The 12,196-nt window shown below is 62.8% G+C and carries 11 protein-coding genes; 3 read left to right on the forward strand and 8 right to left on the reverse strand.

Annotation, left to right across the window (positions count from 1 at the left end; genetic code table 11):
• Positions 1 to 106 precede the first annotated feature (106 nt).
• The 7 genes from J1G18_RS16600 to J1G18_RS16630 all read right to left on the reverse strand — a co-directional run bounded on the left by J1G18_RS16600 (position 107) and on the right by J1G18_RS16630 (position 6,703).
• Positions 107 to 1,078 (reverse strand): spore coat protein U domain-containing protein, encoded by a 972-nt coding sequence (locus tag J1G18_RS16600; RefSeq protein WP_098968113.1) that lies wholly within the window; start codon positions 1,076 to 1,078, stop codon positions 107 to 109.
• Positions 1,075 to 3,432, reverse strand: a complete 2,358-nt coding sequence (locus J1G18_RS16605) for a fimbria/pilus outer membrane usher protein (RefSeq protein WP_098968112.1) — start codon at positions 3,430 to 3,432, stop codon at positions 1,075 to 1,077. Before J1G18_RS16605 ends, J1G18_RS16600 begins: the two co-directional genes overlap by 4 nt.
• A 244-nt stretch (positions 3,433 to 3,676) precedes the next feature.
• Positions 3,677 to 4,465: a molecular chaperone gene (locus J1G18_RS16610; RefSeq protein WP_096795679.1), complete on the reverse strand. Its 789-nt coding sequence runs from the start codon at positions 4,463 to 4,465 to the stop codon at positions 3,677 to 3,679.
• Between the two features lie 34 nt (positions 4,466 to 4,499).
• Complete coding sequence (locus tag J1G18_RS16615) at positions 4,500 to 5,000, reverse strand: spore coat U domain-containing protein (protein ID WP_098968111.1); 501 nt, start codon at positions 4,998 to 5,000, stop codon at positions 4,500 to 4,502.
• Positions 5,001 to 5,004: 4 nt separating this feature from the next.
• Entirely contained in the window at positions 5,005 to 5,541 is a 537-nt protein-coding gene (locus J1G18_RS16620) for a spore coat U domain-containing protein (RefSeq protein ID WP_098968110.1), read from the reverse strand.
• Between the two features lie 20 nt (positions 5,542 to 5,561).
• Entirely contained in the window at positions 5,562 to 6,095 is a 534-nt protein-coding gene (locus J1G18_RS16625; protein WP_096795681.1) for a spore coat U domain-containing protein, read from the reverse strand.
• 104 nt (positions 6,096 to 6,199) lie between these two features.
• Positions 6,200 to 6,703: a spore coat U domain-containing protein gene (locus tag J1G18_RS16630; protein WP_193774911.1), complete on the reverse strand. Its 504-nt coding sequence runs from the start codon at positions 6,701 to 6,703 to the stop codon at positions 6,200 to 6,202.
• A gap of 305 nt (positions 6,704 to 7,008) precedes the next feature.
• Between J1G18_RS16630 and zapE the strand changes: the two genes are divergently transcribed.
• Together zapE and J1G18_RS16640 are read left to right on the forward strand one after the other, a co-directional pair.
• Positions 7,009 to 8,130 carry a cell division protein ZapE gene (zapE, locus tag J1G18_RS16635; RefSeq protein ID WP_098968108.1) on the forward strand — a complete coding sequence of 374 codons (1,122 nt, stop codon included), beginning with the start codon at positions 7,009 to 7,011 and terminating at the stop codon, positions 8,128 to 8,130.
• A gap of 202 nt (positions 8,131 to 8,332) precedes the next feature.
• Positions 8,333 to 9,646 (forward strand): protein kinase, encoded by a 1,314-nt coding sequence (locus tag J1G18_RS16640; RefSeq protein ID WP_223008088.1) that lies wholly within the window; start codon positions 8,333 to 8,335, stop codon positions 9,644 to 9,646.
• Between the two features lie 124 nt (positions 9,647 to 9,770).
• On the opposite strand, the gene J1G18_RS16645 is transcribed toward J1G18_RS16640, so the two are convergent.
• Positions 9,771 to 10,475 (reverse strand): YebC/PmpR family DNA-binding transcriptional regulator, encoded by a 705-nt coding sequence (locus J1G18_RS16645; protein ID WP_027614601.1) that lies wholly within the window; start codon positions 10,473 to 10,475, stop codon positions 9,771 to 9,773.
• Between the two features lie 219 nt (positions 10,476 to 10,694).
• On the opposite strand from J1G18_RS16645, the gene J1G18_RS16650 reads away from it, so the two are divergent.
• Positions 10,695 to 12,080 carry a type VI secretion system Vgr family protein gene (locus J1G18_RS16650; RefSeq protein ID WP_223008089.1) on the forward strand — a complete coding sequence of 462 codons (1,386 nt, stop codon included), beginning with the start codon at positions 10,695 to 10,697 and terminating at the stop codon, positions 12,078 to 12,080.
• The last annotated feature ends 116 nt before the right edge of the window (positions 12,081 to 12,196 follow it).

A 12,196-nucleotide genomic window follows, 5' to 3' on the forward strand; every position in this document is an offset into this window, starting at 1 on the left:
TGTGGGAGCGGGCTTGCTCGCGAAAGCGCTAGATCAGCCACCATCATTGTTGAATGACACACCGTATTCGCGAGCAAGCCCGCTCCCACAGGGGTCATCGTATGAGTCAGAACCCTACGTCGAGCACCACATTGTCCAGGTAAGTCCCCGCCGGCGGTGTGGTCTGATCGGTGTAGATCTTCGCGTTGTAGTTGAAGATCTGACTTCCGGTGCCCAGCCCATTCCCCGGATTCACCTCGGCATCGGTGCTCGACCGGCGTGCGCTGCCGACACTGCCCCACCGGGTGGTGCCAGCGCTTTTGAAGATATCGTAGGCCAGATAATTACTTCCGGAAATCATCCGCCGCCGACCGCCGACACTGACCGGGTTCTGTCCGTCGCTCAAACCGACGGTGTAAGCACTGCCCTTGGTGCAGGCCAGATTGATGGTCTGCCCGGTCACCGGGGTAAAGGCACTGATTACCGGTGCACTGCCAAAGGCAATGTTCGGCGCAGTAATCGTGCAGTCGTTGGACACGGTCAGGTTCACCGTCAACGTCGCGGTACCGCTATTGATGTCGCGCCCCAGACAAACACTGCCGATACCGATCCCGGAGCAGTAATTCCAGTTCCAGAAAATGCTCAGGGTTTCCGTATAAACCCCGGCGGCGACGTTACTGCCAATGGTCGTGCCCAAGTACAGCGGCACGGTTTTCGGGGTGGTGCCGTTGAGCAGCCCCAAAGCATCGATGATGCCGTTGCGGGCGAAGTCGAAGGCGGTGCCACGGGTGACCGGGTAGCTGGTGCTGTTGTTGGCGTAGATCGTGTAGCCGATGACGTCACCGGTCGGCCCGAGCAAGCCGCTCTGGGTCGAGGTAATGGTGGCGTAGAAATGGTCGTTGCTGGTCAGCAATGACAACAGCGAACCGGTACAACTCAACCCGGCATTGAGCGTGGAACTGGGCTGCGTCGTGGTGCGCACGGCAATCGAACTGATCGAACCGAACGCCGCCGGCGTGGTGCTGACCACCGAACACAAGGCCTGCGCCATCCCCGGCAGCAGCAACGCCAGACACAGGCAAATCCGCGCCGCGCTCATTGGCACACCAACGGGCCGATCAGCGGCACCTGGCTTTGCTGCATATCCACGGCGAATTGCGCGTTGCAGGTCTTGCCGTCGGCCAGCGTCACCTGCAACGAGTTCTGCGCCTGGAGGTTTTCCAGATAGACCAAGCCGTCCCAACCGACCACCGTGCGCGTACCGCTCTGCTCATGAAGCACACCCGTGCCCAATGGCAATTCACGCTGCTGCGCATCCACCAGCACAATACTCGCAGCGATCACCCGGGTCAGTGGAAACTCCAGCAAATAACCGCTGCCACGGCGCACGGCGATGCGTTGTTCGACGTTGGGGCTGCGCACGTTGGCCGGCAGATTCAGCGGATCGATTTCGTATTTGCCGCGGTAGTACGCGCTGCTCCAAGGCACCAGCAAGTGGCCGTTTTTATCGGTTTGACCGACCTGCTGGTTTTCGTAGCGCACCGGAATGTCGGCGAAACCCTCGGTGCTGACCACCACAAACGCGTCGTCGATGCGATTGGCGGCGAACACCTGGCGGTCCATCCACACCAGCGAGCCACTGGCATCGGCCCAACGGGTCTCGGCCTCGGACGTGCCGTAGACCCCGGCCTGCAACTGCACAGATTGCAGACGCCAGGTCACGTCGGCCTGGCGATAATCGGGACCATCACCCTTGGCGTAACCCAGATTGAAACCCACCCCGCCCTCGGTCGGCACCGAGCGGCTGTAATTGACCCGCTGCTGACTCTGCCCGGTCTTACTGCGCTCGCTACTGATCGCCAGGCTGCCGCGCAGATCGAACGGGATCACCAGTTGCGCCTGCACTGCCCAGTTGCTGTCGCCGATCTCGCGGTTGGCCGACAGATAGAAGCTGCTGTTGCGCCATAGCGGTTTGCTCCAGCTCAGGTTGAGCAGACGCGTACGCGAATCGTCCGCCGCGCGCACATCGAAATAACCGGCACCGAGGCTGCCCCAGCGCTCAAGGTTGACGCTCAGGGTCGCCTGCTCGCTGCGCCGGCTGAGGCTGATATACGGGCTGTCGATCACGCTGAGGTCGGCGTACTGATCGCGGCGTTGCAGGCGCTGCCAGGAAAAACTGTAGCGCTGGCTGCTGTACTGATAACCGAGACTCAACTGCTCGCCGCCGTCGCCGTCGAATCGGCTCTGACTGATGGCGCTGTTGAGTACGCCGAAATTGCCCAGACGCCAATTGCCGCCGATCCCGCCGAGGGTCAACGAGTCAGCCGCTTCGGCGTGGCTTTCCAGGGTGAAGCTGTCGCTGACACCGTAGCGCAGGCTGCCGGAGGTCACGCCAGGGCCATAGCTGAAGTCCTTCAAACCGTAATCGCGGCGCAACGTACCGGCCGCCACCGAGAAATCACTCAGGCCTTTTTGCAGCAGACTGCTGGTGACATAGAACGGCACCGTGGTCGACACCTGCCGCCCCAGCGCATCGGTGGTCACCACGACGGCCTCACCGGCGCCGTTGATGAAGGGAATGTTGGTCAGGGTATATGGACCCGGTTGCAGGTCGGTGCTGCTCGACTTGTAGCCGTTGATGAACAGATCCACCGACGACGGCACCGCGGCCTCACCGGCGAACTGCGGCAACGGATAGGTGACCAGATCCGGACGCACGGCAAAGTCCCGCGAGAACTGCACACCGCCCAGACGCACCGAGTTGCTCCACGGCAAGGCGCCGCTGATCACGTCCCCGCCCTCGTAGGTGAGCATTCGCTCGTCGTCGGAGTAACGCCAGGTGGTGTCGTAGCGCAGGTAGCCGTTGTCCAGTGTGCTGACCGAATCGCCGGACAAGGTGCGCCGGTACTGCCCGGTGTTGGACAACGTGCCCCAGCTATCGAACAGCCGCACCTCGTTCCACGCCGCCAGATAAGTGCCGGCATCGTCGGTGTCGTTGAGGTACAGGTCATAGTTGAACAACGCGCCGAAACTGCTCAGCGCCGGGGTGCGCGGATAGTTCTCGCGATTACCGATGAACTGATCCGGCAGCCACTGCGGTGGCACCACCAGCAGCAGGCGCTGGCCGACACTGTCGTATTCGCTGTGCAGTCCAGGCAGGCCGTCGAGATCAACTTCAGCACCAGGATTGCCCGGCAATTTCATCCCGGTTTCAGCCAATACGCTGGCCGGCAAAAACAGATGCCCGTCACGTTGCTGCACCGCCACCACCCGCCCGGTGTTCATCTGATTGACCACCAACTCCAGAAACAACTGTGCATCACTCACGGCCTCCATGCCGCTGGGCGGTGGCGGCAGTTCGCCGGCCTCGGATGGTTGCACGAACATCAGGCAACACGCGCCGGTCATGAGCCACAACGGACGCTGAATACGACGAGCCCATCCCGGGCTCATACACGCTTTACGTCCGTCAATGGACTCGATCCTCCTGATGCCACTCTTGCCAAAGCCAGTTATCTTTCTCTGGAATTTTGACGACACGATGCATTCATTGTGGCGAGGGAGCTTGCTCCCGCTCGGCTGCACAGCCGTCGTCAGAACTGTTTAAGCGGACTGCCTGACATGGCTTGGGGCGGCTTCGCAACCCAGCGGGAGCAAGCTCCCTCGCCACAAAAGTCCACTCGGCATGGCTCCCTTTTCAGCGTCCCGGCGCAATGCTCTGCACCTGCGCCCCGCCATTGACTCGCACTTGCAACGCCGACTCACTCGCCAACGCTCCAGGTGCCGGCCAGCGCATCACCGCGCCCGGCAGCACGTAACCCAGCAACCCCTCGGCTAATGGCTTGCTCTGTCCACCCTGTTTGATCGCGACGTCGGTCAGCCGCGCATGCACAGCGCCCTGATTGCGCACTTCGATATACGGTCGACCGTCCACCGCCACCGTGCGCCAGCTCAGCTGCGGCACACCGATACCTTTGGGGTCACGCGGGCGGGTGCTGTCTTCCTTGCTCCACAGCCCCGCGCCGTAGGCAAACAAGGGCACCGAATAGCGCATCTGAAAGCGGATCGCGGCTGCGGTTTTGCCGCCTTCGGCGGCCGGCGGCTGGGCGGAAGGGATTTCGTCGATGATGATCCGGTAGGCCAGTTCCTGCCCCGGCGGCACATCCTTGGTCCGGGTCAGGCGCACCAGTTGTTTTTGCCCCGGCTCGATCTTCGCCACTGGCGGGCTGCCGATCACGTCGCGCTGGTTCTGGTATTGCTCTGCAAAGCCGCTCTGGCTCCAGCCGAACACGCGGATCTGCAGGTTGGCGGTTTCCGTGCCACGGTTTTCCAGCCATAGCGCACTGGCCTGTTGATCGGCCTCCAGCACCGGATCGATCGGCCAGATCAGCACCGAACTGGCGGCCTGCGCATGGCCGGCCCCGAGCATGACCAGTGCCAGCAACGCGCCCTGCAACAACGAATGCCCAGACGTAACTGCCCCCATGAACCTGCTCCTTGTCGGCCATTCAAATTTCGCTTTACCACGACAGCTGCACCTGCAACACGTCGCTGTACGTCCCCCCGGGCTGATTGCCCGGCAATTGCACCTGACCGTAAATCGGCAGGCTGATGTTGTTCGCATCGCTATAGGCCACCGCCACGCTCTGGCCGATGCCCAGGCTCTGGCTGTAAGCCGCATCGCGAAACAGCGCATACGCCACCCGCGCACTGCCGCTGTTGATCTGCATGTGGCGACCGCTGCTGTTGTACTGGCCGCCATCGACCGTCATGTTCAGTGCCACCCCCGGCGTGCATTGCAACTGCACGCCGCCGGTCAATGCCACTTGCACCGTGCCGGTCGCGAGGGCCGAACTCGAACCGAAATTCAGTCCGCCGTAATTCGACACCCCGCCCACCACCAGGCATCCCGGCGTGATGGTCGCGCTGACCTGAAAGCTCTGACTGTTCGCCGCCCCCAGCGGCAGCGGCACACTGCCCGCACAGAGCAGGAGCATCGCAGCGCAGAACTGGCGGCGCATGGCATCAGAACGTCAGTTCAACAGCGACGGTGTCGGTGTAAGTCCCTGCCGGCAGCCCGGCCTTGCCCACCGCCTGACCGTAGATATTCACCGTCTGCGCCACGCCAGTGCTGGTCGCCAGGTTGATCGTGCCGTCGATCGGCAGCAGTTGCGAATGCCCGGCGTCGGTGTAGAAGTCGTACGGCACGTAGTTGGCGACACCGTCGTACAGCGCGCGAGCGCCGCCCGGCGACTGCCCATCGTGAGCACCGGCACGCACCTTGACCACCGGGGTCGTGCCGCTGGAGCAGAGAATCGACAGCGCCCCGCCGCCACCGCCCAGAACCTGCCCGCTGGCGGTGGTGAACAGGCTGTTGGCGGTGCCGAAGTTCAAGGCACCGAAGTTCAGCCCGGTGGAGCCGCCGGCACCGTTGACCTGACAGCTGCTGATCAGGGTCAGGCTGGCGGTGATCTGGCCGGTGACCGTGGTGGCGGCGTTGGCACTGGAAACCAGCGTCAGGCCGAGCAACGACAAACCTATCCTTGATGCAAACTTGCGCATGGTGTCCGTCCTCTACGGGGTTACCAGTCGAGCGTCACCGTCAGCGTGTCGGTGTAGACACCTGCCGGAACCGCGCGGGTATTCGCCACCACCGTGCCAAACACCGGAATCGGTATCTGCGCACCGCTGGTGACAGCGAAATTGTGTTGTTGACCGATGCTGTAGCGCTGGCTACCGGAGGCATCCAGAAAGAGTTGATAAGGCAGGGTCTGGCGCCCGTTGCTCAGGCGGCGGGTGGTGCCGTCGCCGTGGCTGCCGCCGTCGATGGTGACGGTGAAACCGGTGACCGAGGGATTGCAGGCGACGTTCAGCTTGCCGCTGCTGTCGCCGTCGAGACTGGCCTTGATCGGCGCGTTCCAGGTCGGCCCCTGCTGACCGAAATCGAGGGTGCCCAGATTGCTCACCGGGATCGCCGGGGTGGCGCTGTTGGTGACTTCGCACCCGGCGATCAGGATCAGCCGCGCATTGATCTGCCCACTGATCGCCGCCTGTGCGTCGTCAGCGAGCAACAGCAACGTACCCGTGGCGATAACCATCCAGTGCTTGCCTGTCATTGCGTCCGTCCTACTCCTTCAGGATGCCTGCGTACCTTGCGTTCAGGATTGAACGCCCCTTCCCTGCGCAACCCGCCTCCAGCGGATTGCCTGAAATCCTGCACTCACCAGGTCACGGTGACTTTCACCAGATCCGAATAGCGGCTGACCTGCGGCACCTGCGCCAGACGCTCGATCCGCGCGTACAGCGGCAACTCCACCGTGCCGGTGTCCGGCACCCGGCCGCTGACTGGCACGTTCACCACCAGCGGCACCCGGCGCGCCGCGTCCTGATACAGCCGATATGGAATCGGCTGGCTCCCCGCCGCCCCCGCCATGTAGCGAACCTCGCCAGCGCCGCCATGCAGGCCACCGTCGACCCGCAATTGATACGGTGTGTCGGGGTTGCACTCCAGGCGCGGCAACCGCTGGTTGGTCAGCGCCGCACCCAGTGGCCCGGCCGGATCATCGAGACGCGCAGCACTGCCGAAATCCAGCACGCCCAGCTGTTCAATACCTGCCTCGCGCTGCTGGCCGATCAACTGGCAACCACGCTGCACGTCAACGCGGACTTCGACCTGAAGATCCGCCGCATGCACCGAGGCCCCAAGCACCCCGAGCAGGCCCATCACCACGCGTACAATCACTGTCCCATTCCTTGTGAGGGAACATCCTGGATGACGTTACTGTGTTTCAGGGTAGCAACGGACGACGAATCCGCCAGTCGATTGGATCCATGGATCTGCCGGGATATGTTTCGAAAGTTTGGCAACACGGCGAATTACATCGCTGAAAATAGCTGTACGCCCCGCACAAATCTGTTCAGTGATCGCCCACTGTCGACGAGCCGCGATGGAAGCCGGGCGCAGCCTCTGGTTACACTACGGCGCCGCGCTCCCGGGCGCGGGTCTGATGAACACGGAGTGACTGCACTGTGCCCTCTCGAGCGCCCAAACGATCGCCACTGACCCTGCGCTGGTCGGCGCTGCGCCGCTGGTTCGCCAAGGGCCGGCCCGCGCATGCCGGGCATGACGCGAATGCCCAGTCGATCCGCGACTATTTCCGGCACAAGGCCCATAGTCAGGGTTACACCCTCAGCCACAGCCAACAGCGGGTGATCGATTGCATGGCGCAGCAGGCCAGCCTGTTGTTCGGCGCCAAGCCGCAAATGCCGCCGAGCCTGTACCTGCATGGCGCGGTCGGACGCGGCAAGAGCTGGCTGCTCGACGGTTTTTTCCAGGCACTGCCGACCGCGCAGAAACAGCGCGTGCATTTCCATGAATTCTTTGCCCGGTTGCATCAGGGCATGTTTAACCATCGCGAACAGGACGACGCTCTCGGCGTCGCCCTCGACGAGCTGTTAGCCGATTGCCAGGTACTGTGTTTCGACGAATTTCATGTGCATGACATCGGCGATGCGATGCTCATCACCCGCCTGTTCAAGGCCTTGTTCCAGCGCGGGATTCTGCTGCTGGTGACTTCCAACTATCCGCCGGAAGGCTTGCTGCCCAACCCGCTCTATCATGCGCGCTTCAAACCGGTGATCGAATTGATCAACGCCCGAATGCAAGTGATGGAGGTCGGCGGCCCGCACGATTACCGCAGCCAGGCGAGCAACCATGCGCATCAGGTTTTCACGCAGGGCCACTATGTGTGGCCAGCCACCGCAACCCAGCGCCAGGCGCTGAACCTGCCGCCCGAAGGTGCCCCGGCCATTGCGTTGCCGGTGGGCAGCCGACACGTTCAGGCGCGCCTGTGCGATGGCAGCCGGGTCGCTTTCACCTTCAGCGACGTGTGCGAGCAACCGACAGCGGTGATGGATTATCTGGAGCTGTGTCGGCGTTTCGACCAGTGGATCATCGACGACCTGCCGGAACTCGGTGAGTGCTCGATCGCCGCACAACAGCGCTTCATCAACCTGATCGACGTGCTCTACGACCAGGACAAGCACCTGACCCTGCTCAGCCGCTTGCCACTGCGCGAGGCCCTTGGCGGCAATGCCATCGATCTGGCGCGCACCCGCAGTCGCCTGGGGCAGTTGCAGGAAACCCACTGATCCCTCGGATCCCCTGTGGGAGCGGGCTTGCTCGCGAAAGCGGAGTGTCAGTGACGAATCACTGACTGACAGGACGCCTTCGCGAGCAAGCTCGCTCCCACAGTGGATCAGAGTGTTCTTCAGTGCAAATCCCGGCTTTGCCGTTATCATGTCGCCCATTCCGAGCGCCCGGCGCTTCTTTCCTTTGATAGTGAACATCCCCATGCACACCCTTGCTCAATTGCGCGCCGGCGAGTTGTCGGGCATTACCCGGCTGGATCTGTCTTGCGGCCTGACCGAGTTCCCCCGGGAGATTTTCGAACTGGCCGATACGCTGGAGGTGCTCAATCTCAGCGGCAACGCCTTGAGCAGTCTGCCCGACGACCTGCATCGCCTGACCAGGATGCGCATTCTGTTCTGCTCGGACAACCGCTTCACCGAGGTGCCGGAGTGCGTCGGAAAATGTGCGGCGCTGACGATGATCGGCTTCAAGGCCAACCGCATCAGCCACGTGCCGGGCGCAGCACTGCCGCCGCTGCTGCGCTGGTTGATCCTGACCGACAACTGCATCGAAAGCCTGCCCGTCGAACTGGGTGAGCGCCCCCACCTGCAAAAACTGCTGCTGGCCGGTAATCGCCTGCAAGCGCTGCCCGCTTCAATGAGCCAGTGCCATCGCCTGGAGCTGATCCGCATCGCCGCCAACCAGATGCGTGAACTGCCGCAGTGGCTGCTGACCCTGCCGAGCCTGACCTGGCTGGCGTATGCCGGCAATCCGCTGGAAACCGAAGCCGATGCCGCCGCGCTGGAAGCCACGCCGCTGATCGACTGGTCGGCGCTGCGTCTGGAACAGCGCCTGGGCGAAGGCGCCTCGGGGGTGATTTCCCGGGCGCAGTGGCAGCGCGCCGACGGCTCGCAGGTGCCGGTCGCGGTGAAGCTCTATAAAGGTGAAATGACCAGCGACGGTTCGCCGCTGCACGAGATGAACGCCTGCATCACCGCCGGCTTGCACCCGAACCTGATCCGCGTGGAAGGCCGTATTCACGGGCATCCCGATGGCCAACAGGGGCTGGTGATGCAACTGATCGACCCAAGCTTTCGCAACCTGGCGGCATTGCCGAGCCTGGCGAGCTGCTCGCGGGATGTCTATGCCGAGGACTGCCGCTTCAGTGCCGAAGTGGCGCTGAACATTGCCAAGGGCATCGCTTCGGCGGCCGAGCACTTGCATCAACAGGGCATCACCCACGGCGATCTCTACGGCCACAACATTCTGTTGAACGATCAGGGCGATTGCTTGCTCGGGGATTTCGGCGCGGCGTCGTTCCATGCCACCACCGACAACCTGGAAACCCGGGCACTGCAACGCATCGAAGTGCGGGCGTTCGGGGTTCTGCTCGGGGAATTGCTGGCGCGCGTCGACTCGGGGTTGCGCGATGAACAACGCGAGGTGCTGGAGGCGCTGGAACAGCGTTGCTGTCAGCCGGACGTGCTGGCGCGGCCGGGGTTCAGCGAAGTGATCGAGGTCCTGGAAACGCTTTAACTGAAGCAAATCCTGTGGCGAGGGAGCTTGCTCCCGCTGGACGGCAAAGCCGTCCCAAAAACAACGACTGCCGCGCAGCCGAGCGGGAGCAAGCTCCCTCGCCACAGTTTATCTTTGCAGCAAATCAGCCCGCCAGACCGACAAACATGTCCTGCACGTCGTCGTGGTTGTCGAGGCCTTCGAGGAACGCTTCAACTTCAGCCATCTGTTCGGCGCTCAGGCCGCTGACCGGGTTCTTCGGCTGGTAGCCGAGTTTGGCCGACAGCACCGTGAAGCCTTGCTCAGGCAGGGCTTTCTGCACGGCGTCGAGGTCGGTCGGATCGGTCAGGAACAGGGTCGCGCCCTCTTCGCCCGGCTCGAAGTCCTGGGCACCGGCCTCGATCGCGGCCATTTCCGGATCGGCGTCCGGGGTGTCCGGCGACGCTTCGATCATGCCGACGTGGTTGAAGTCCCAGGCCACCGAACCGGAAGCGCCCAGTTGACCCTTGCGGAACGCCACGCGGATTTCCGCGACGGTGCGGTTGATGTTGTCAGTGACGCACTCGACGATCAACGGAACCTGATGCGGTGCGAAACCTTCGTACGTCACGCGGTGGTACTGCACGGTTTCGCCCAGCAGGCCGGCGCCTTTCTTGATGGCGCGGTCCAGGGTTTCCTTGGGCATCGAGGCTTTCTTGGCCTGCTCGACCACCAGACGCAGGTGTGCGTTGGTGGCGGTATCGGCACCGTTGCGGGCAGCGATGGTGATTTCTTTCACCAGCTTGCCGAAGATCTTGCCCTTGGCGTTGGCTGCCGCTTCTTTGTGTTTAACCTTCCACTGTGCGCCCATTACTCACTCTCTTGATCTGTGGCGCCGAGACATCTATTGGCCGACGCGTGGCGCCAAGTTTATACGGCCTAAAGTCGGCAATCGACCAAAAAAATCATTGTTGAATCGACATCGTCACCACGACTTGTAGGGCGATTCTGAAAAGCCCACCAGCCATGACCATTCGTGCTCGCGTTTTCGTACCCTCTGCCGTCCGTATTGCCCACAGAGCCCGTACGAATGCTCAATGATAAGGAAAGCCCGTTCACCCTGACCCTGACCGACGGCCCGCTGTGCCTGCCGGTCTTGCGTTTTAGTGGCAAGGAAGCACTCAATCAGCCGTTTCGCTTCGAGATTGAAATGATCGGTCTGGCACCGGCGTTGCCCCCAGGCAGTCTGCTGCGCCAACCGGCGTTCCTGCGCCTGGGCGCCGATCACGGGATCCACGGTCTGATCCACAGCGTCAGTTGCGAGCATCGCGCCAGCCACCGCATCGGCTACCGGCTGATCCTCGTCCCGCTGCTGCTGAGTCTGGACCAGCCGCCCCGGCGCCGGGTCTTCGTGCAAACGAGCGTGCCGACGATCCTCGCGCAATTGCTCGGCGAGCATGCGTTGCCGGCGGACAGTTACCGGATCGAAATGAGCGTCGGCCAATACCCGCCGCGGCCCTTTTGCATCCAGTACGAAGAAAGTGACCTGGCCTTCGTGCAACGGCTGTGTGAGGAGGAAGGCATCCACTATCACTTCGAGCATCACCCGAACGGGCATGTGCTGGTGTTTGCCGATGACAACCTCAGCCTGCCGCAGGAACCGTTGCCGGTGCCGTTTGGCATCACCGACGACACACCATCACCGCGCGTCAGCACGCTGTTTCAGCGCCATGACGCGCCACCGGTGATGGCTGCGCACGGCATTCGCAACCGCGGGCAGGAGGCCATCGCCACCGACGCGGCCAACCATCCCTTGCCCGCACTCGCACCGCAGAACCTGTCGGGCGAACAGCGTCACGCCGAACAACGCAGCCGTCGCCATCTGCAGCGCCAGCGCTGTCAGTCGCGCTCGATCCGGGGCAACTGCGATTGCAGCGCGTTGCGCAGCGGGCATCTGTTACAGATCAGCGAGCATCCGATCAATACCTTCAATGAACAATGGCTGATCACCGAACTGCATCACCAGGGCCAGCACCCCTCGATCCTCGACCCGACCACTGATGTGCATCGCTATCGAAACGACTTCACTGCCCTGCCCTGGTCAAGCGATTTTCGCCCGCCATTGGCACAGCCGCGTCCGAACATCGGCGGCTACCATCTGGCACAAGTGCTGGGATCGCCCGGCCAGCCCGCGCAACTGGATGATCGCGGGCGCATCGGCGTCAACCTCTGGCCGGCGCAGACAACTGAGTCTGCATGCCTGTGGCTGCCAATCGCACTGACCGGCGCCGGCCGGCTCGCCACCCACCAGTTGCCCCGCGCCGGCAGTGAGGTGTGGGTCAGCTTCCTCGACAGCGACCCGGATCGACCGATTCTGTGCCTCGCCAACCCACGCCCTGCGCCACCGAGTGAAACACCACCACCGCGCGACAGCAGCCTGTTGCTCGATTGGCTGCTGCACGGTGCCGATCCCTAAGCGCCGCAGACATTGGCATTGAGTACACCTGGAAGAAACTGGGTGGTTGTGAGGTCGCTATCGCTGGCAAGCCAGCTCCCACAGTTGGATTGGGTGCGGGCTGTTGGAGGTGGGTC

This window comes from Pseudomonas sp. MIS38, from assembly GCF_019891575.1.
Classification (GTDB): domain Bacteria; phylum Pseudomonadota; class Gammaproteobacteria; order Pseudomonadales; family Pseudomonadaceae; genus Aquipseudomonas; species Aquipseudomonas putida_A.